This is a genomic window from Parerythrobacter aestuarii, from assembly GCF_030140925.1.
GTDB lineage: Bacteria > Pseudomonadota > Alphaproteobacteria > Sphingomonadales > Sphingomonadaceae > Parerythrobacter > Parerythrobacter aestuarii.
In genome coordinates this window covers 822202-843082 of record NZ_JARBWD010000001.1, presented here as the reverse complement: position 1 = coordinate 843082, position 20881 = coordinate 822202, and the positions used below count along the sequence as shown (strand labels likewise).

Sequence of the window (20881 nt, the reverse complement as noted above, 5' to 3'; positions counted from 1 at the left end):
GAGCCAAAATGAGCGAGAACGCCAAGCTGACCCGCGGGAGCATTCCCGGCCATCTCGTCTCGCAAACCCTGCCGATGATCATCGGCGTCGCGGCCATGATGTCGATCGGGCTCGTCGATGCCTATTTCATCGGCCAACTCGGGCCGGAACAGCTCGCGGCCGTCAGCTTCATTTTCCCCATTGGCACTGCGCTCGGCAGCCTCGGTGTCGGCGTGATGGTCGGGATCAATTCGGTGGTCGCCCGCGCACTGGGCGAAGGCGACGATGCCAAGGCCGAACGGCGCGCCAATTTCGGCGTGATGTTTGCGGTGGTTTGCGGGCTCGCATTGGGCCTTTTGCTGTTTGCCCTGATCGATCCGCTGTTTCGCCTGATGAATGCCGACGACGCACTGATGCCCTATATCCGCACTTATATGGGCCCTTATGCGCTGGGACTGCCCCTGCTGCTCGCCAACATGGGGATGAACGGTGTGCTGCGCGGCCAGGGTGAAGCGCGCAAGACCAGCTACGTCTCCATCACCTATGCCCTCGCCAACTGGATCCTCGACCCGATCCTGATCACTGGCGCATTCGGGTTCGAGGGGCTTGGCATCCTCGGGGCTGCCTATGCCTCCATTATCGGCTGGGCGATCGGGATGGGCGTGGCGGTGTTCCTGATCCGGCGCACCTTCATCAGGCTCAATCCAATGGTGCTGCGCAACTGTAGCCTGGTGGATCCGGCTGTCTCGATCATGCGGGTGGCAGGCCCGGCGGCCTTCTCCAACGCGATCAACCCGATCGGACTGTCGATCCTGACCGCGCTGGTCGCCATCGAAGGGCAGGCGGCAGTCGCCGGCTTCGGTGCAGCAGGCCGGTTGCAGAGCTTTGCCGTAGTCCCGCTGCTTGGCCTCTCCGGTGCAATCGGCGGAATTGTCGGGCAGAACTGGGGCGCGAAGCAATATGGCAGGGCGCGCCAGGCAGCTTTATACGCCAGCCTGTTCTGCATCGGCTGGGGCCTCGCCATCGCTGTCATCCTGTTTGCTGCTGGAGAATGGTTTGCGGACTTCTTCACCACCGACCCTGCAGTGATCGAGCAATTTGCGCGCTACCTGACCATCGCGGCCTGGGGCTATGCCGGGTTCGGTCTGCTGATCGTCGGCAATGGCGCACTCAACGCGGTCGACAAATCGGGCTACGCGCTGGTGCAGAGTGCAGCGCGCGTCTTCCTGGTGATGCTACCCATCGCATGGCTGCTCCGCGGGGCATGGGGTGCCGATGCGATCTACGCCGCCGAACTGGCGGCAAACCTGTTTGGGGGGGCATTGGCAGCCCTTGTAGTCTGGCAGGTACTGCGACGCCGGCAAGAAGACGAAGGCGCATGAACGGCGCTCGCATATCGATCTTCTGCCGCTGGCCAGAGCCGGGCAAGGCCAAGACCCGCCTCATTCCTGGTTTCGGAGCAGAGGGTGCAGCGGCGATCTATACCAAGCTGCTGGCGCATACAGTCGAAGTGGTTCGCGCCACCGGCATCCCATTCGAGTTGCGGGTGACAGGCGCATCGGTCGAAGCGTTCAAGGCAGGCCTCGGCGAAGAGCTGAATGTGGTAGAGCAAGGCGATGGCGACCTCACCGACAAACTCTCGCGCGTCGCTCCGCCCGCCATCGTCATTGGCAGCGATTGCCCGGGGCTGACCCCGCAGCACCTGTGGGCTGCGCATGACACACTCGCCACCGAAGAAATGGTCATCGGCCCCGCCAGCGATGGCGGCTATTACCTGTTGGGTTACAACCACGACGCCCGCTACGCCTTCGAGGACATGCCGTGGAGCACCGACAAGGTGTTCGAAGAGACGCTGAAACGCTTTGTCGCCAGGGGCGTCCGCCCGGCGGTGATGCCGGAGCTGTCGGATATCGACACCGCCGCCGATCTCGAAGACTGGCCGGATTTCCTCCCGTGAGCCAGACAGTCGCGCTGGTGCTGCCCCTGCTCGACGAAGAGAAAGCGCTGCCCGCGCTGGCCAGGACTTTGCGTGGTCTTGACCCCCAGCCTGATGAAGTGATCGCGGTCGATGGCGGCAGCGGTGACCGCACCCGGGAACTGGTGCGAGAGGCCGGGTGGCAATTGATCCAAACCCCCAGGGGCCGCGCAATCCAGATTAATGCCGGTGTCGATGCGGCCCGGTCCGAGCTCGCCTGCGTGCTCCATGCCGACACCACGCCGCCTACCGATATGGCGCAGGTTATCCGTGATACCATGGCCGACCAGCGCATTGCACTGGCCAGCTTCACCCCTCTGATCACAGGGGAGAAGACCCGCTGGTTCACCAGCGCGCACAATTTCATCAAGACCTGGTACGCCCCGTTGCTGACCCGCCCGCACCTGTTCTTCCAAGGTGTGCGGTTGCTGTTCGGCGACCACGCGATGTTTTTTCGCCGGGCAGATTTTCTCGCCATTGGCGGGTGCACGCCCAGCGATGCCGTGATGGAAGAAGCCGACTTGTGCGTGAAGTTCGCCAGGCTTGGGCGCATTAAGATGGTGCGACGCGTGGTGAGAACCTCTGACCGGAGGATTGCGGAATGGGGCCCGCTCAAGGCCAACTGGATCTATTTCAAGGTCGGAATGCTGTGGGCCTTTGGCCTGCGTGAGCGAATGGAGAAGAATTACCCCGACGTGCGCTGATGTTCCGGCTGGCGCAGGAAACCCGCATCCACGCAATACCGTATCAGCTTGCGCAACATCGCTACATCCATCGTGGGCGGTTCCAGCCCAGTGACCGCGCGCATTTTCGTATCATCAAACCGTGGGTCGCGCTGGAAATAGGCGGCGTAGAGTCCGGCCACGCGCTTGTAGAGCCTGCGCTCCATTGCGGGCAGGCCTGACGGGTCGAAGGTGGCCGCATCGGCCAGCACGGGTTCGTGAAAGTGAGCAAAGCTGCCAATCGCAGCAGCGAAGTCCTCGACGGAGACCGGACCGCCCGAAACGAGATGATAGGCCCCGCCCCGCGCAGCCTCGAACTGCTCCACCAGCGCCACGATTCCTGCCGAGACATGATCGAGCGGGACAAAATCCAGCGTTGCGCCCGCGCTCACCGGCATATGCCGGACACGACCTTCGGCGATCAGCTTGAAAGCGGCGTAAATGGTATCGAACTGGCGGATCGCGCCTGTTCGGCTGTCGCCGACAACGATGCTGGGGCGAGCGATCGCGAAAGGCACGCTGCTGGCACGCACCAGCGCTTCGGCTTCGGCCTTGCTGGCTTCATAGCCATTGGTGAAGCCCTCTGTCGGCAAGGGATCGTCCTCGCCGATCGGTCCCGAGCGTTCGCCGCAGACATAGGCGGTGCTGACATGAAGGACTCCGGCCCCGGCGCGCCGGGCAAGGTCCAATACCCGCGCCGTGCCATCGATATTGGTGGCACGATACGCGTCTTTCTCGAGGTCGAACCGGGTAAGCGCGGCGCAGTGGAGGATAAGGTCGAGCTCACGCGCCAGCCGGTCGAGTGTCGCAGGCTCCAGGCCCATGTCCTCCTGCGCCAGGTTGCCGGCCACCATTTCGGCCACCGACGCCTGCGTGCCGTCATTCGCCAGGACATCGGGGTTGGAACGAACAAGTGCCGTCACGTGATGACCCGCCGCCGCGAGCCGCGCGCTGACTTCGCCGCCGATCAGCCCGGCAGCACCGGTCACCAAAATTCGCATCGGCCGGCAGTCCCCACTCATATGTAACCAGCGCTCATTCCAGGTCGGAAAGCAGGGCGACCGGCAATTGTGATTCGCAATTTTCGCTGGATAGGTTACGCGAGGCAGGGATGAAATTCACGCATGATGTCATTGTAATCGGTGGCGGGGCCGGTGGGCTGGTCGCGGCCGGAGGGTGCGCGCTGTTCGGGCTCAAGGTTGCGCTGATCGAAGGCCACAAGATGGGTGGCGAGTGCCTCAACAATGGTTGCGTGCCTTCCAAGGCGCTGATTACCGCCGCCAGGCGCGCCGCCGAAGCTCGCGAGGAAAAGCGCATGGGCGTGACACTGGCGGCTCCGAAAGTGGAATGGGCGGGTGTCCACCAGCATATCCATGATGCCATTGCCGAGATCGCCCCGCACGATTCCGAAGAGCGGTTCGAGGAAATGGGCTGTGAAGTCATTCGCGACTGGGCGAAGCTGACTGGCAAGCACTCTGTCGAAGTCGGCGGCCGCACGCTGACCGCACCGCGTATCGTGATTGCCACCGGATCCGAGCCCTTCGTACCGCCGATCCGAGGCCTCGATAATGTGCCCTATCTCACCAATGAGAACATCTTCGATCTGACCAAACAGCCCGAACACCTGGTCATCATCGGCGGCGGCGTGATCGGGATGGAGATGGCGCAGAGCTTCTGCCGCCTCGGATCGCAAGTAACTGTGATCGAGCCCGACCGCCCGATGAGCCGCGACGACGAGGACTCAGTCGCGGTCGTGATCGAGGTGATAGAACGCGAAGGCGTGCGCTTCGTCAAAGGGCTGGCGCAGAAGGTCGAAGGCAGCGCAGATGGCGTGGCGGTTCATGTCGACAACGGCGAAACGATCACGGGTTCGCACCTGCTGGTGGCGGTGGGGCGCAAGGCACGCGTTTCGGGGTACGGCCTGGAAGAGCTCGGCATCGAGCTTGGCCGCAACGGGATCGCTGTTGATGCACGCCGCCGCACCTCGATCAAGTCGATCTACGCTGTCGGCGATTGCCGCGAAGGACCGCGGCTGACGCATGTTTCGGGTTATGAAGGCTCCAACGTGGCGCTCGAGATCACTCTCGGGCTACCGACCAAGGTCGACTGGGAGGCCCTGCCCTGGTGCACCTATACCGAGCCCGAAGTGGCGCAGATTGGCCTGACCGAATCCGAAGCCAGGAAAAAGTTCGGCGAGCGCGTGACAGTGGTGAAGGAAGGCTTCGACCACAATGAACGCGCTATCGCCGAGGGCGATACCAAGGGGCACATGAAGGTCATCTTCAAGGGCAAGAAAGTGATCGGCGCGAGCATCGTCGGCAAGAATGCGGGCGAACTGCTGCTACCGCTGAGCCAGACGATCACCGGCAAGGCCAGCACCTTTGCGCTGGGTTCAGCCGTCATCAGCTATCCGACCCGGAGTGAGATCACCAAGGCCGTTGCCTTTGCCGCATGGGAGCCCACCGTATTCGGAGCGATCCCTAAGAAATGGGCGGGATCGCTCGCCAAACTACGGAGGATCTTCGCGTGAGCGAAGCCCGCACCAAGAGTCGCAACTCCCCAACCGGCGGATCTCCCTTCGCGGTTGAAGCAGAGCGCTTGCCCGATGCGAAATTTTCCGATCCGGACTGGACGGCCAAGGGCGAACCCCGCGCCTCGGTGCCGCTGACCCGGCTCGATACCCTGTGGTTCAACACCGGCACGCTGTGCAATCTCGCCTGCGCCAGCTGCTATATCGAAAGCAGCCCGACCAACGATGCGCTGGTCTATATCAAGGCTGCGGATGTCGCCCGCTATCTCGACGAGATCGCATGGGAGGAGATGGGCACGCGCGAGATCGGCTTCACCGGCGGCGAGCCATTCATGAACCCCGAATTCCTGGCGATGTTGACCGACGCGCTCGAACGCGGGTTCGAAGCCCTGGTGCTCAGCAACGCCATGAAGCCAATGCGACGGCACGAGGTCGCGTTACTGGAATTGCACGAACGCTTCGGTGACAAGCTCACCATCCGCGTGAGCCTCGACCATCACACGCAGGCCGTTCACGAAGCCGAACGCGGACCCAACAGTTGGGACGCCGCTATCGACGGGCTGCGATGGCTATCCGCCCATGGCTTTTCGCTGGCGGTCGCCGGGCGCATGTTGCCGGGCGAGAGTGAAACTGACGAGCGCGAGGGCTATGCCCGGCTGTTCGCGGACAAGGCAATCGCGGTGGATGCCGCCGACCCGGCGCGGCTCGTGCTGTTCCCGGAAATGGACGCCGCCAAGGATATTGCCGAGATCACCACCGCCTGCTGGAGCATCCTAGACAAGGACCCGGCCAGCATCATGTGCGCCGCCAGCCGCATGGTCGTCCATCGCAAGGGCGAACGCTTCCCGCGCGTCGCCGCTTGCACGCTGATTCCCTATGACAAGGGTTTCGATCTGGGCCGGACGCTGAAGGAAGCCTCAGCGGCAGTGAAGCTCAACCATCCGCATTGCGCCCGCTTCTGCGTGCTTGGCGGGGCGAGCTGCTCGGCCTAGGCAGCGGCTTTCGGATAGTCACGCTTGAGCAGCACCGACGCCCGCCAGTAACAGAAGATCGCCACCGGCGTGAAACTGGCGATGACGAGCAGCGCGTACCGCAGCGATTCCGTGCCGTACTGCGGCGCGAACATATCGGAGAGGACGCCTGTCAGCGTCGGACCCAGCCCAAGCCCGATCAGGTTGATGATCAGCAGGGTGATCGCTGCCCACACCGCGCGCATCTTGAGCGGGGCCAGCGTCTGGATCACCGCAAAGGTCGGCCCGAGGTAGCTCGACTGGAACAGCAGGGCGACGAAATAGACCCCCACTGCGATCCACGCGCTGTCAGCCCAATAGAACCACACGAGGAACGGCAGCGCGATGGTCTTGAGCGCAGCGATCATCCATGGCTGCCGCCACAGCCCGTCCCTGGCTGTCATGCGGTTGGCGAGCCAGCCGCCACCCAACCCGCTGGCCACCCCGGCGATTGCCAGCAGCGGGGCGACGATATTGCCGATCTGGAGCGTGTTGAGCTCGAAACTGCGCTGGAGGTAGGAGGGGGTGAACCCGGTCAATGCATAGCCGATTGCCGAAGTGATCGTGACCCCGGCGATCATCCAGCGCGCGGCCGGATTGGAGAGGATACTGCGGAACCCGTCGGCTACGCTGGGCTGGTCTGCATCGGCCACGGCATTGGGCTCGGCCCGGCGGGGCGGTTCAGTGGCGAACAGCTTGACGAAAATCGCCAGCACAACGCCAGGCAAGCCGATAACGATAAACGCCACGCGCCAGTCGAAGAAATAGGTCAGATTGCCGCCGAACATCTGCCCGGCCGCGCTGCCGAGCGTTACCCCCAGGGCGTAGATCGACAGCGCCAGCGCCCGCTTTTCAACCGGATAGAGGTCGGCGATGATCGAGTGGCTGGGCGGGCTGGAGCCGGCCTCGCCGATCCCGACGCCGATGCGCGCGGCCAGCAACTGGGCGAAGTTCTGGGCAAGCCCGCACACGGCCGTCATCGCACTCCACAGCGCCAGCGCGATGGAGATGATGTTGACCCTGTTCATCCGGTCGGCCAGCGCCGCAACCGGTATGCCCAAGGTGGCGTAAAACAGCGCGAAGGCGAGACCCGACAGGAAGCCGAGCTGCGTATCGGTGAGCAGCAGGTCGGCCTTGATGTCCTCCAGCAGGATCGCGAGGATCTGCCGGTCCATGTAGCTGAAGAAATAGGTGACGGTGAGCAGGAACAGCGTCACCTTGCGCGCAGTCGCTGAAACTTCGACGCCTGCCGATGCCGGGGCAGCTGTAGCCATGATCCTCTCCCGTCAGTCCATACAAAAGGGGCCGGAAGTTCTCACTCCCGGCCCCTGATGTTGGTTTCGCTTAGAACCGTGTCCGGATGCCGAAGCGATAGTTGCGGCCTATGGCGTTCCCGATGAACGGGTTGTAGCCAAGCGGCAGCTGCGCCTGGGCCGGTTCCTCATTGGTGAAGTTCTCGATCGCGGCCTGCAGCTGAGCCTCAACGCCCATCAGGTCGAGATCGACAGTCAGCGCGATGTCCATCTGAGTGTAGGACCCGCTGTTGATGCCGTAATCGGTCGGACCCTGCGACGTCTGGAAGCAAGGGTTGCGGTTGATACAGCGATCGTCAGTCACACCATCGATGTGGCTGATGGTGTAGCGCAGATTGAAGATGTCATACGCGAGGTTGACGAAGCCGTTGGCGCGCCATTCCGGAACCGTGTTCGGATCGCGGAAATAGTTGCCGAAGCCGACCGCATCATAGCCCTGCTGCGCCACGACGCCCTGGACCACGAATTCATCGAAGCTGTAGTCGAGGTACCATGAAGCGTTCGCGCCGAAGTTCAGGTCAGCCTTCTCGCCCAGCGGGAAGTCGAAGTTCAGTGCGAAGTCGAGACCCGCAACCTTCACATCCGGACCGTTGACCCAGTCTGTGCGCACGCGGCTGATGTCGATGCCGGTCGTGGTCCCCTGGATACACTGGTTGCCGCTGAAGGTGATGAGGTTCGCCAGCGGGTGCGAACAGTCGACCGGTGCAGCACCGGTCGTCTGGCCGTTGCCGACGAGGCTGGCGATGGCATCACCCGGAGTCGTTGTGATCCGGTCCTTCAGGTCAATCGACCAATAGTCGACGCTGAAGGTCACCCCGCCCCCGCCAAGCGGTGCATCGACGATTGCACCGATGTTGTAGGTGAAGGCGCTTTCCGGGCCGAGATCGGTCGGGTTGCCGAAGATATCGAGCGACTTGTAGTTGCCGCCCGCCGCAGTGAAGCCCTGCAGCGCAGTGACACCGTTAGCGTCGACCTGGCTGGGGATCGGGCCGCGGAAGGTGGTGCCGACCGAGCCGCGCAACGTCAGCCAGTCAGTCGCTTCGAAGCGGAACGAACCCTTGGGGTTGATGGTCGAACCGACTGCGCCACCGTAGTCCTCGAACCGGATCGCGGCCTGCACTTCCAGCCGATCGGTGACCGGCAACTGCAATTCGCCGAAGAAGGCGTAGACGCTCTGGTCGAGGTTCGATGGTCGCGAACCGCCAAGGAAGATGAACGGGCCAACGCCTTCGGTGGTGGTGCCGACGCAGCTCTGGTCACCTTCGATGAAGCACGGATTGACATCGAGGTTGGACTCGTCGCTGATCGGACGGCTGTTGTAGTTGGTCTTGCGATACTGGAAGCCCAGCGCGAAAGCGACATTGCCACCCGACAATTCAAACCCGGTGTCGCCTGAAACGACGACATCGAAGACGAACTGGCTTTCCTCTTCAACGGTGCCGTTGGGCACTTGCAGCCAGCGAATCAGGTCGGGGCTGTTTTCAGCGCCCGGCACATAGAACGGGTTGGCCAGCCCCAGCGTGGGGTTGCCCGGACCGGCATTCACGAACGGGTTGAACCACTGGCAGGCACCCGCACCGGGGGTGCCGGTGGCCGGATTACAGCCTGGCCCGCCAAGGCCGTTGAGTGCATTCTGAAGGCGGCTGCCCAGGATGCCCGGCGCGAAGGCGGTACGGTCGGAATCCCAGAAAGTACCGTCGATATCGAGTGTCAGGCTGTCATTGAGTTCGATGTCGAAACCGCCGCTCACGCGATAGGCCTGGTTGCTGGCAAAGCCGGTGCCCGAGCCACGCTCAGGATCGAGCGGGTTGCCGAGGTAGCCAAACGGGCGGAACACCACATTGGTGACGGCCACGATCGGCGCGAGCGGCGAGCTGGCCGGCAGGCCTTGCTGGGCCAGGAATGCGGCCAAACCCGGGTTGTTGGGCGAAGTCGTGAAGGCATTCACGAAGCCCGAACCACGTGGCCCCTGCGTCGGCGGGAATGCCGGCGAGTAGTTGAGCGATTCAAGGTCGCTGCGCGCCCACAGGGCATCGGCCTGGAAGCGGACCCGGTCACTGAGATCGACGGTAAACTGGCCGAAGACCTGGTAACGGTCTTCATCCTCAGTGATGTTGTCGAACGGCACATAGGTGAACCGGCAGAATGCCCCGTCCTGGAAGCCGCCAAGGTCGTTACAGCCCGCATCCGGACGCACCTGTGTGCTTAGACCGCCACCTGTAAAATAGGTCACCGCGAACAGGCCCGGGGTTGAAAGCGCCGAATAGGCTGACGGGTTCACCGCATAGTTGGTCTGGGTATAGGACCGCGCGGTCGTTGCCAGTTCGGAACGGTGCTGCCAGCCGGCCCCGATCACGAGGTTGGCATCGCCGAATTCGAACCCGGCGAGCGCGCTGAGCGAATAATCGTCATCCGATCCGCTGATCGACGTGTAGTCCGCCGCCAGTTCGACGCCGGTGAAATTGCTGCGCGTGATGAAGTTGGCAACCCCTGCGATGGCGTCCGAGCCGTAGGTCGTCCCTGCACCATCCTTGAGCAATTCGACCCGCTCAAGTGCGAACAGCGGGATCAGCTGGGTATCGACGAAGCCTGCCCCCGGGGTCAGGATCGTGCGCTTGCCGTTCAGGAGCACCAGCGTGCGCTGCGGACCAAGGCCGCGCAGGTTGATCGAGCCAACGCCCTGGAACCCCTGTGCCGCAGTCGAGAACTGGTTGGTATCGCCAAGGACGGCGCCGACCGACGGCAGTTCCTTGATGAATTCCAGCGGGCTGTCGACGCCTTGCTTGACGAGGTCTTCACTGGTGAAAACGTCGACCGGCAACGCCGCATCTTCCGGCGTGCCGCGGATCAGCGAGCCGGTGACGACGATCGTCCGGTTGTTGTCGGCACCCGCGCTGTCGCCTTCATCGGCGTCCTGCGCAAACGCGGCCGATGGCGACAAGGCCAGGGCCCCGGCAAGCGCACCAAGGGCAATCGAATGACGAAGTGGCTTTCTCATTTTCCTCTCCCAATCGGATCCATTCAATCCAAAGGCGGGAAAGCGACGCGGCAGGGCTGTTTCCCTGCAAGCCGCGCGCCGATACGGGATAGCCCGATACCGATCACACGAGTTTCACGGCCTCTCCCAACCGCTTGACCATACTGCGCTTGGCAAAAATGATAGGCAAGCGCTTTATGAAGATTTCCCCGCCGATGCGGATAAGTGTTGCTTGATTCCACACATTGCCATCTGCAGGTAATCCCGCGCCAGCTCTCGATTTGAGCAGCGGATCATGCGTGGAACGTCGAACGCGGAATTTCCGGCGATATAGAGCATCTGCGCAGCCACCAGCGCCTCACCCGCCCGTATGTCCCCGTCGCGCATGGCGACACCAAGTTGGCTGGAGAACCACCGAATGGTCCGCTGCGATCGTTCGATCATGCGGGCCCGCATATCGCTTTCCATTCCCACCAGGGCCGAAGAGCGCAGGAACGGGATTTCCCCTTCGAATTGCGTGGCAATGAAGCTGCGCATTGCTAATGCGACAGCATCGGACGCACCAGCGCCTTCCTGCTCCGCCCTTTGCTGCAACTGTGCAAGCCGATCATAGCTCCGCTCGAAGCAGACCTCGACGAGATCGTCCTTCATCGCGATATGATGATAGAAACTGCCCTTGGTTACGTTGAGTTCGCTGGCGATCCGGTCGATCGACGCCCCGCGATAGCCGCGCTCGCAAACCAGCCGCGTGGCAACACGCAGATAGGCCTGCAGCGACACGCCTTCCTCCTCCGTTTCCCTTTCCACCTCCAGGATCGGACCGTCGAGCGCCACCGGCCTGGCAGCGATACCACCCAGCAGGTTGCGCACGACCTCGTCAAGAACGCGGTCAGCCTCCCAATGATGGTAAAAGCCCAGCCATGCCGGGAGCCAGAACATGTTCTCCAGCACCAGGTGCGCAGCGAGCATTTCGTGCGGTGAAGGCGGTTGGGCATCGTTCGCATGCCCGGACAGCATCTGCGCGACCTCCTGAACCAGCTCGGCATATTGCTGGCCCAGCCGCTTGCGGTGATCGGACTTGAGAGCGCGTATCTCGCCCAGCTGCTGGCGCCTTGAACCTTTGCCTTCGCGCCAGGCGAAATAGACTTCGCTTTCTGACCAGAGCAGCTCGCGCACTCTTTGCTCGACGCTGGAATGGGCCGCGATACGGCGTACCTGCTCGCGCAATTCCGCAATCGTTCGTTCCAGCACCGCTGCCGCCAGATCTTCGACATTGGCAAAATAGTAAGTCAGACTGGAGCGGCGTAACCCAATGGCTTGAGCGACAATGGCAAGATCGAGGCCCTGCAATCCTTGCCGGGCCAGGCATTCGCCCGCAGCAGCGAGGATCCGTTCGCGCTTGTCAGTATAGCGTGCAGTCTTGCGCGCCTGCATTGTCACCTCTCCCTCCAGCCAAGGCTATCGCAATTGCCGTGGGGATCAAGCATCAATCAGTTGAAGCGTTCGCCTGTCTCAGCCCTTTTACGCAGGAATTCGCACACCGGCAGGCTGTGTTTCTCCAGCCCGGCCACCACGGTTTCAAGCCCGATCGTGTCGGCCCAGAACATGGGTCCGCCGGTCCAAAGCGGCCAGCCATACCCGTTTATCCAAACCACATCGATGTCGCTGGCACGTTGGGCCATCCCTTCCTCGAGGATCATCGCTCCTTCATTGACCATCGGGTACAGCAACCGCTCGCGGATTTCGTCCTTGGTGAAGCTGCGTTGCTCGTGGCCTTCCTTGGCGGCGAAATCGGCAATGATCGCCTTCACCTCGTCCGACGGGGTGCGATTGCGGGCCTCGTCATAGTCGTAAAAGCCCTTGCCGTTCTTCTGGCCGAACCGCTCCGCCGCGCACAGCGCTTCGCGGATCGTGGTGACCTTGGACGGGTCGCGGTGCCAGCCGATATCGATCCCGGCGAGGTCCGCCATCTGGAACGGGCCCATGGGGAAGCCGAATTCCAGCAGCACGTCATCGACATCCCAGTAATTCGCGCCTTCCAGGATCAGTGCATTGGCCTGCTGTTGGCGCGGACTCAGCATGCGGTTGCCGATGAAGCCGGGGCACACGCCTGCCACCGCGGCGATCTTCCCGATCGTCTTGGCGAGCTTCATCGAAGTCAGCAGCACATCGTCGCGGGTTTCGGCCCCGCGGACGATCTCCAGCAGCTTCATGACATTGGCGGGCGAGAAGAAGTGCAGACCCAGGACATAGCCCGGCCGCTTGGTAGCCTGCGCGATCTCGTCAATATTGAGGTAGCTCGTGTTGGAGGCGAGGATTGCGCCCTGCTTCACAACGCTATCGAGCTTGCCAAAGACGTCTTTCTTTACGTCCATGCTCTCATAAACAGCTTCGATCACAAGGTCGCAATCGGCGAGGTCGGCATAGTCGAGCGTCGGCGTGAGTAAGCCCATGGCCTGGTCGACCTGCTCCATCGTCATCCGTCCGCGTTTGGCCGTGCGTTCGTAATTCTTGCGCATCACGCCAGTGCCACGGTCAAGCGCTTCCTGCTGCATCTCGAGGATCGTCACCGGGATCCCGGCAGACAGGAAGTTCATGGCGATACCGCCGCCCATGGTCCCGGCGCCGATCACGCCAACCTTCCGGATCGGGATCAGCGGTGCCTTGGGATCGACATTGTCGATCTTGTTGGCAGCGCGCTCGGCGAAGAAATAGTGCCGCATGGCGGCGCTTTGCGTGCCGCCCATAAGCTGCATGAACAGCTCGCGCTCTTTCTTCACGCCTTCGGCATAGGGCAGCTCGGTCGAAGCCTTGACCGCCTGGATCGCGGCATTGGGAGCGTCGAAGCCGCGCAGCTTGCGGGCGTTCCTGGCCCGGAATTCGTCGAACAGATCAGGGTTGCGGATGCCGTCTTCATTGGCGGTGCCTTCGCTGGAACGCGGCACCGGCTGACCGATCTTGCTGCGGGCAAAGGCGATGGCATCGGCCTCCAGGCTGTCTTCGCCGACGATGGCATCGACCAGCCCGATCGCTTCCGCCTTCTTGGCGGAAATCGGATCGCCGCCGACGACCAGCGGCAGCGCCGCTTCGACGCCGACCACGCGTGGCATGCGCTGGGTACCCGCAGCACCCGGTATCAGGCCGAGCTTGACCTCAGGCAGGCCCAGCTTCGCGGAAGGCACCGCTACGCGATAGTGGCATGCCAGCGCGACTTCGCAGCCACCGCCCAGCGCGGTTCCATGGATCGCGGCGACGACGGGCTTGTCACCCGCTTCCATCGCGTCGAGCGTTTCGGGCAGGTTCGGTCCCTGCGGCGGCTTGCCGAATTCGGTGATGTCGGCCCCGGCGAAGAAGGTGCGTCCGTCGCAACGGATCACCACCGCCTTGATGCTGTCGTCCGACATTGCTTCTTCAACGCCCTCTTTCAGGCCCTGCCGCACGGCCTGGCCCAGCGCGTTGACTGGCGGGTTGTCGGAAATAATGACGAGCACGTCGTCGTGGCGTTCGGTGCGAATGGGTGAAGTCATGGGAGGTCTCCTCAGTCTGCGCGACTCTCAGCTAGCGCACTGTATATCAAAGTCTTGAGCTGGCGGCGGATCGGATAGGTCGACGAAGGATAGACCTGCGTCATGAACACCATGGTGATGTCCTCCACCGGATCGACGAAGAAGGCGGTCGAATAGGCCCCGCCCCAGTAGAATTCGCCCATGCTCGAAGGCATCAGCGTTTTCGACGGATCGATTACCATGGCGAAGCCGAGCCCGAAGCCGGTACCGGCATTGTTGGTTTCCGAAAACAGGCTGCTCGACATTTCCGTCAGGTCGGCATTGTCCGGCAAGTGATTGGTCCGCATCAGCCGCACGGTCTTGGGGCTGAGGATGCGAACACCGTCCAGCTCGCCGCCGCGCACCAGCATGGTGGTGAAGCGGTGATAGTCGGCGATCGTGCCGCACAGGCCCCCGCCGCCACTGTCAAACTTGCCCGGCTTGCCAAGGTTGCTGCCGATCCCGGCGTCGATCATCTTGGGCGGCTTGCCGGGGATGTACTGGTAGGCATCGACCAGCCGGGTGTCGTCTTCCACCCCAAAGGCGGTGTCGGTCATGCCGAGCGGGCCGAAGATGTGCTGCTGGAAATACTCGCCCAGCCGCATGCCTGAGAGGCGTTCGACGCAAATGCCAAGGACATCGGTCGAAACCGAGTAATTCCATCCTTCGCCCGGCGCGAACTCCAGCGGGAGTTCGCTGAGTATGCGGATGTATTCGTCGCTATCCATCCGCCCGCGCGCGAAATCGAGATTATGCTCGCGATAGACCGCATCGATATTGGTGCGGTTCTGCAGCCCGTAGGTCAGGCCGGACATATGAGTGATCAGATCGACGAAGCGGATCGGATGCGAGGGGTCGCCCGGTGCGAAAGGAATGGATCCGCCGCCGCCCTTGTATATCTTGAGATTGGCAAACTCGGGCAGGACCTTGGTCACCGGCTCTTCCAACGCGACCTTGCACTGTTCGACCATTTGCATGAACGCGACCGAAGTTGCCGGCTTGGTCATGGAAGCGATGCGGAAGATCGCATCGTCGCGCAGCTCTTCACGACCTTCGCCCATCCGGCCCTGCCTGTCGTAATAGACCGGCTGCCCGTCACGGGCGATCACCAGCTGGGTCATCGGCAAGCGACCGCTGTCGAGATAGCTGGTCTTGAGGAACGGGGCGATGCGGTCCAGCCGTTCGGCATCGAAGCCCAACGCCGCCGGATCGGCCAGCTCGAATGGTGTGCTCATGATCTCTCCCTCGGCTCAATGCTTGAGCGCTTTGCCAATACCACCTAGCATCGGTTGCGAATAAAAACATACCCGATTGGGGAGAATCGATTTGAGCGACGTGAAAGGTGGGGGCGCCTCCCTCGCATGGGAAAAGCCTGCGAACTGGCCGGCCATGAGCCTGGCCGAAGTGGAAGCCATGCTGTGCGCGCCCGGCCAGCGCTTCGAAATGGAGACCGTGGACATCCGCGGGATCCCTACCCGGGTCTGGAAACACGCCCCGGCCTCGCTCCGTGTCTTGGCCGATCACGCCCGCACCCATGGCGAGCGGCTGATGACGATATACGAAGACGAGCGGGTGACCTATGAAGCATGGTACCGCGCGGTAGCGAAGCTAGCCACCAACCTGCGCTCGCGGGGCATCGGCAAGGGCGACCGGGTCGCGCTGGCGATGCGCAACCTACCCGAATGGCCCGTGAGCTTTTTCGCCGCGACCACCATCGGCGCGATCTGCGTGCCGCTCAATGCGTGGTGGACCGGCGAGGAACTGGCCTTCGGGCTTGCCAATTCGGGTGCCAAGGCGCTGATCTGCGACGACGAGCGGTGGGAGCGGATCGCCCCGCACCTGGGCGATTGCCCGGACCTCGCTCACATCATGGTCTCGCGTGCGGCCTCGCTCGATGCACCAGCCGAGCCGCTCGAAGCGGTGATCGGCACGCCGCACGACTGGCCAGCCCTGCCCGGCAATGCCATCCCCGATGTCGAGATCGCACCCGATGATCCGGCGACGATCTTCTACACCAGTGGCACCACCGGCCAGCCCAAGGGCGCGCTGGGGAGCCACCGCAACCTCACCACCAATATCTTCTCCAGCGCCTATGCCGCTGCGCGCAGTGTGTTGCGCCGGGGCGAAGAGATTCCGCCGCCTGCGCCCAAGATCGGCCTGACGGTGATCCCGCTGTTCCATGTCACCGCCTGCTCCGCAGGCATGATGGGCCAGCTCTTTGCCGGGCACACGCTGATCTACATGCGCAAATGGGACACAGTGAAGGCGTTCGAGATCATCGAGCGCGAAAGGGTCCAGCTGACCGGCGGCGTCCCGACCATCGCCTGGCAGATGATCGAACACCCCGATCGCGCCAACTACGATCTCTCCAGCCTGGAAGCGATTGCTTATGGTGGCGCGCCTGCCGCGCCCGAGCTGGTGCGCAAGATACACGAAGTGTTCGGCTCCATGCCCGGCAATGGCTGGGGCATGACGGAGACCATGGCCACCGTTACCAGCCACTCTGCCGACGACTACCTCAACCGCCCCGAAAGCGCCGGGCCACCCGTTCCGGTGGCCGATCTCAAGGTGACCGACGAAGCGGGCAACGTTCTGTCCACCGGCCAGGTCGGCGAGCTCTGGGCCCGCGGACCGATGATCGTGATGGGGTATTGGAACCGCCCCGAAGCGACGGCCGAGACCTTTGTCGACGGATGGGTCCGCACCGGCGACCTGGCGCGGCTCGACGAAGAAGGTTTCTGCTACATCGTCGACCGGGCCAAGGACATGGTCATCCGCGGCGGCGAGAACATCTACTCGAGCGAAGTCGAAAACGTGCTCTACGATCATCCGGCGGTAACCGATGCCGCGATCATCGGCATTCCGCACCGGACGCTGGGCGAGGAACCGGCGGCGGTGGTCCACCTCGCGCCCGGGATGAGCGCGAGCGAGGAGGAACTGCAGGGCTGGGTCGCCGAGCGACTGGCGAGGTTCAAAGTGCCGGTGAAGATCGTCTTCGTCGAGGAAACGCTGCCCCGCAACGCCAATGGCAAGATCCTGAAGAAGGACCTCGGGGCGCTGTTTCAGGACGGCTGATGGCGAGGCTCGGCCACGCGCCACACGATGACCGCGAGCGCCAGTGCCAGCGAGACGAAGCTCGCCACGATCAGCGGCGCGAAGCCCAGCGCCGCGATGGCAAGCCCCGCGATGACAGGTCCCGCGGATGAAACCGCGCCTTCCACCGTGGTGGTGAGCGCGATGCGCATGGGAATGTCCTCGTGAGCGCCGAATTCCAGCACCAGCGTCATGGCCGCCATCATCCAGCCGGACATGCCGAAACCGAGCGCGACGAAGGCCAGGTGGAGCCACCAGCCATCCACTGTCACCAGGAGTGTCATCCCCGCAAGGCTGCAAGCCAGACCTCCGAGATAGACCAGCCGGAAGCCGACGCGGTCACCCAAAGAGCCCCACGCCACATTGCTGATCGTCTCCGAAGCGAGATAGGCAAGGCTGAGCGATCCGATCAGCGCCCCGCTCAACCCCAGTTGCTCACCGACATAGAGCGTCCAGAACGGCAGTCCGACCCGGGCAATGCTGGAAAAGCCATGCGCGAACAGGAAAGCGCGATAACCGCGATGCTGCAGCAGTTCGCCGAATTGCCCCCAGCGCTCGCGGATCGGCACCGGCTGACGTAGCCGCGGTGCATCGGGCTCGCGAATCCCGAATTGCAGCACGAACAGGCCGACCGACGTGAGCAAAAACGCGAACAGGAATGTGGTCGCAAAGCCGTTGCCGAGCCATTTCTCCTCGATGAAATACGTCCCCGCAGCCCACGCCAGCACCGCTGCAATGCCTCCACCCAACAAATTGCGCACGCCCTGCAAGCGCCCGCGTTGAGCGATCGGGATAACCTTGGCCATCAGCATCTGGAACGCGACCCGCTGCGCGCCCTGGAAGAAACCGAGGAAGAGGAAGATCGCCAGCGTCGCCAGCAGCAGCGGGGGACCGTCAAGGAACCACGCCGTCAGCGCCAGCGCCAGCACCATCAGCCGCATCAGCGATCCGACGGCGATGGAATAGGGCAGGATCCGGCTGCGACTCTCGACCCGCGCGCCGGACAGGATCGGCGACAGTGTCCCGCCCAGCTGCAGTAGTGCCATGCCTACCCCCACGGTCGCGGCGCTACCGGTCAGCATGTAGAGATAGGCGGGGATGATCGTGGGGGCATAGATCAGGCGGAAGCCTGTCATCCCGAACACGCCATGCACCAGCGTGGCGGCGTAGTTGCGGCGCAATTTGCGCTCGACAAAAGAATGATGGCGCGCCCAGACTTCGTCGTCCGGGCGCGCCTCCAGCGATTCTTCCATCACTGCACCACACCCGTTCGCCCTGAGCTTGTCGAAGGGCAGCCACGACGTTGCGGCTGGGCTTCGACAGGCTCAGCCCGAACGGGTTGGGGTGACTGGGCTATCTTCAATAGCCGGCGAGCTTGGCGTGGCGATCCTTGAGGAAGCCGGTGTTGCCCCAGCTCGCTTCCAGCACGCGCGCACGCTTGAGGTAGAAGCCGACGTCATATTCGTCAGTCATCCCGATCCCGCCGTGGAGCTGGATGCCCTGGCGGCTCATCACGTGCAGCACTTCGTTGGCCCGGCTCTTGGCGAGGCAGGCCGCTTCGGGAATGCGGAAGCCCGTGTCGAGTGCCTGGAACCCGGCTTCGACCGCGCTCCGCATCAGTTCGAGATCGGCGTAGAGATCGGCCATGCGGTGCTGCAACGACTGGAAGCTGGCAAGCACCTGGTTGAACTGCACGCGCTGCTTCAGATAGTCGAGCGTGGTGTCGAACACCGCCTGCGCCATGCCCAGCATTTCGGCACTGGTCAGGATGCGGGCCCGGTCGAGGATGGCTTCGGCAAGATCGTCGCCGCCATTGGCCAGCTTCTCCGCCGCTGCGCCATCGAAGGTCACCTCAGCATGGTCGCGGCGGTCGGTCAGTTCCCGGTTCGAGAGGCTGACGCCGTCGCCCTTTTCGACCAGATAGACCCCGTCCGCGGCCGAGACCACGAACAGGCCTGCGCTATCGGCTTCTTGCACGAAGCTCTTGCTGCCGCTGAGCTTGCCGCCCGCAACGCTGGCCGATGCCTTGGCACCTTCGTGGCGCGGGCCTTCATCGAAAGCGAGCGTGCCCACCAGCTCACCGCTCGCAAGCCGTGGCAGGTACTTTTCCTTCTGCGCCTGCGATCCGCCCAGCACGATCGCGCTGGCCGCCAGCGAGCTTGCCACCAGCGGACTGGCAGTGAGCGTCTTGCCCAGTTCCTCGACCACCAGGCCGAGGCTCATCCAGCCGAAATCGGTGCCGCCGAACTCTTCCGGCACGACAATGCCGGTCCAGCCCATTTCGCCCATCGCCGACCACGCGCCGGTATCGGTCTTCTGACCGGCGTCGCGCGTCTTGCGCCAGTTGCCGACCGGGCTTTCATTGCTCGCCCATTCCTGCGCCATGTCGCGCAGCATGGTCTGTTCTTCGTTGAGAATAGCCATTGTTTCCGCGCCTCTCTTACTGGTGGTCCAACATGCCAAGGATACGCTTGGCGATGATGTTGTTCTGAATCTCGGTCGAGCCGCCGTAGATGGTGAAGGCCTTGCCGAAGAGCCAGCCGCGGACGTGCTCGAGCTCGTGCTTCTCGAAGCCATCGCCTTCCCAGCCCAAGCCGCGAAAGCCCATGATTTCGATCAGCAGCTCGGCGCGTTCCTGGCTCAGCTTGGTGCCGACCTTCTTGAGGATCGAGCTGATTTCGGAAACGCCACCCTTGGCTTTCGATTCCTCGGTCGCGCGGCGCGCGGTGAGGAGAAAGCTCGACCAGGCCAGTTCGAACTCGGCGATCTTGCCGCGCAATTCCTGGTCGGCCAGCTCACCGTTCTCGTCGAGACCGATATATTCCTCGGCAATCTTGCTCAGCGGCTTGGCGTTGAGCCCCATGGCATTGCCGGCGCCGGAGATATTGGTGCGTTCATGCTGCAGCAGGCGCTTACCGATGGTCCAGCCATTGCCTTCCTCGCCGACGAGGTTTTCCTTGGGCACCTTCACATCGGTGAAGAATGTTTCGCAGAACGGGCTGAGGCCGCTGATCATGGTGATCGGCTTCACTTCGACGCCCGGCGCATCCATGTCGATCAGCAGGAAGCTGATGCCCCGGTGCTTCTCGCTACGGTCGGTGCGGACGAGGCAGAAGCACTTGTCCGCCCATTGCCCGCCGCTGGTCCAGGTCTTCTGCCCGTTGACGAGATAATGGTCGCCCTTGTCTTCGGCCATGGTTTGGAGCGCAGCAAGATCCGACCCGGCATTGGGTTCGGAATAGCCCTGGCACCAGCGGATCTCGCCCTTGCAGATTGGCGGGATATGCTCGAGCTTTTGCTCATGGCTGGCGAATTCGAGCATGGTCGGGCCGAACATCATCACGCCCATGCCACCGATCGGGTTCCATGCCCCGACCTTGTTCATTTCCTCGGTCAGGACCTTGGCCTGCGCCTTCGACAGGCCGCCACCACCATATTCCTTCGGCCAGGTCGGCGTGCCCCAGCCACGCTCTCCCATAGCCTTGCGCCACGCCTCTTCTTCCGGCGTTTCGTCGCCCGGCCCTTCGACCGAACGCATAGCATTGCTCTTGCCCTTCAATGATGGGGGGAAATGTTCGGCAAGGAAGGTCTGCACCTCCCCGCGAAAGCCCTCGAGATCGTCCTCGGGGCGCGTATCGGCAGCGGTAGCCATACTGTCTCTCCTGCTTGAGTCTCGTTTTGCCACTTATGCACGAGTTGAGCGACCGGCAACAGGGGTCTTTGGTCTGCGATGACGT

15 protein-coding genes are annotated in these 20881 nt (G+C 62.9%); 6 read left to right on the top strand and 9 right to left on the bottom strand.

The window, feature by feature from the left end:
- Positions 1–8 precede the first annotated feature (8 nt).
- The 3 genes from QPW08_RS04090 to QPW08_RS04080 are packed head-to-tail and all read left to right on the top strand — an operon-like array spanning position 9 to position 2658.
- Positions 9–1361, top strand: coding sequence for an MATE family efflux transporter (locus QPW08_RS04090; protein WP_284124470.1), 1353 nt, complete (start codon positions 9–11; stop codon positions 1359–1361).
- On the top strand, positions 1358–1936 hold the full coding sequence (locus QPW08_RS04085; RefSeq protein ID WP_284124469.1) for a TIGR04282 family arsenosugar biosynthesis glycosyltransferase: 579 nt from the start codon (positions 1358–1360) through the stop codon (positions 1934–1936). Before QPW08_RS04090 ends, QPW08_RS04085 begins: the two co-directional genes overlap by 4 nt.
- Positions 1933–2658 (top strand): glycosyltransferase, encoded by a 726-nt coding sequence (locus QPW08_RS04080; protein ID WP_284124468.1) that lies wholly within the window; start codon positions 1933–1935, stop codon positions 2656–2658. The genes QPW08_RS04085 and QPW08_RS04080 overlap by 4 nt, the downstream gene beginning before the upstream one ends.
- On the opposite strand, the gene QPW08_RS04075 is transcribed toward QPW08_RS04080, so the two are convergent.
- Positions 2640–3677, bottom strand: a complete 1038-nt coding sequence (locus QPW08_RS04075) for an SDR family oxidoreductase (RefSeq protein ID WP_284124467.1) — start codon at positions 3675–3677, stop codon at positions 2640–2642. The genes QPW08_RS04080 and QPW08_RS04075 overlap by 19 nt on opposite strands.
- Positions 3678–3787: 110 nt before the next feature.
- Here QPW08_RS04075 and QPW08_RS04070 point away from each other — a divergent pair, with 110 nt between their 5' ends.
- Together QPW08_RS04070 and QPW08_RS04065 are read left to right on the top strand one after the other, a co-directional pair.
- Entirely contained in the window at positions 3788–5206 is a 1419-nt protein-coding gene (locus QPW08_RS04070) for a dihydrolipoyl dehydrogenase family protein (RefSeq protein ID WP_284124466.1), read from the top strand.
- Positions 5203–6198 (top strand): radical SAM protein, encoded by a 996-nt coding sequence (locus QPW08_RS04065; RefSeq protein ID WP_284124465.1) that lies wholly within the window; start codon positions 5203–5205, stop codon positions 6196–6198. Before QPW08_RS04070 ends, QPW08_RS04065 begins: the two co-directional genes overlap by 4 nt.
- Here QPW08_RS04065 and QPW08_RS04060 read toward each other — a convergent pair.
- The 5 genes from QPW08_RS04060 to QPW08_RS04040 form a co-directional block, all read right to left on the bottom strand.
- The gene (locus tag QPW08_RS04060; RefSeq protein ID WP_284124464.1) at positions 6195–7490 is read right to left on the bottom strand and encodes a spinster family MFS transporter; all 1296 of its coding nucleotides are present in this window, start codon (positions 7488–7490) and stop codon (positions 6195–6197) included. The two genes, QPW08_RS04065 and QPW08_RS04060, sit on opposite strands and share 4 nt — an antisense overlap.
- Before the next feature lie 70 nt (positions 7491–7560).
- On the bottom strand, positions 7561–10527 hold the full coding sequence (locus tag QPW08_RS04055) for a TonB-dependent receptor domain-containing protein (RefSeq protein WP_284124463.1): 2967 nt from the start codon (positions 10525–10527) through the stop codon (positions 7561–7563).
- Positions 10528–10701: 174 nt separating this feature from the next.
- On the bottom strand, positions 10702–11940 hold the full coding sequence (locus QPW08_RS04050; RefSeq protein ID WP_284124462.1) for a TetR/AcrR family transcriptional regulator: 1239 nt from the start codon (positions 11938–11940) through the stop codon (positions 10702–10704).
- Between the two features lie 56 nt (positions 11941–11996).
- Positions 11997–14033 (bottom strand): 3-hydroxyacyl-CoA dehydrogenase NAD-binding domain-containing protein, encoded by a 2037-nt coding sequence (locus QPW08_RS04045; RefSeq protein ID WP_284124461.1) that lies wholly within the window; start codon positions 14031–14033, stop codon positions 11997–11999.
- An 11-nt stretch (positions 14034–14044) separates the two neighbouring features.
- Positions 14045–15286 (bottom strand): serine hydrolase domain-containing protein, encoded by a 1242-nt coding sequence (locus QPW08_RS04040; protein ID WP_284124460.1) that lies wholly within the window; start codon positions 15284–15286, stop codon positions 14045–14047.
- Positions 15287–15440: 154 nt separating this feature from the next.
- Between QPW08_RS04040 and QPW08_RS04035 the strand changes: the two genes are divergently transcribed.
- Positions 15441–17126 (top strand): class I adenylate-forming enzyme family protein, encoded by a 1686-nt coding sequence (locus QPW08_RS04035; RefSeq protein ID WP_284124459.1) that lies wholly within the window; start codon positions 15441–15443, stop codon positions 17124–17126.
- Here QPW08_RS04035 and QPW08_RS04030 read toward each other — a convergent pair.
- The 3 genes from QPW08_RS04030 to QPW08_RS04020 form a co-directional block, all read right to left on the bottom strand.
- Positions 17114–18397: an MFS transporter gene (locus QPW08_RS04030; protein WP_284124458.1), complete on the bottom strand. Its 1284-nt coding sequence runs from the start codon at positions 18395–18397 to the stop codon at positions 17114–17116. The genes QPW08_RS04035 and QPW08_RS04030 overlap by 13 nt on opposite strands.
- Before the next feature lie 106 nt (positions 18398–18503).
- Positions 18504–19568 (bottom strand): acyl-CoA dehydrogenase family protein, encoded by a 1065-nt coding sequence (locus QPW08_RS04025; RefSeq protein WP_284124457.1) that lies wholly within the window; start codon positions 19566–19568, stop codon positions 18504–18506.
- A gap of 16 nt (positions 19569–19584) precedes the next feature.
- Positions 19585–20796 carry an acyl-CoA dehydrogenase family protein gene (locus QPW08_RS04020; RefSeq protein ID WP_284124456.1) on the bottom strand — a complete coding sequence of 404 codons (1212 nt, stop codon included), beginning with the start codon at positions 20794–20796 and terminating at the stop codon, positions 19585–19587.
- Between the last annotated feature and the right edge of the window lie 85 nt (positions 20797–20881).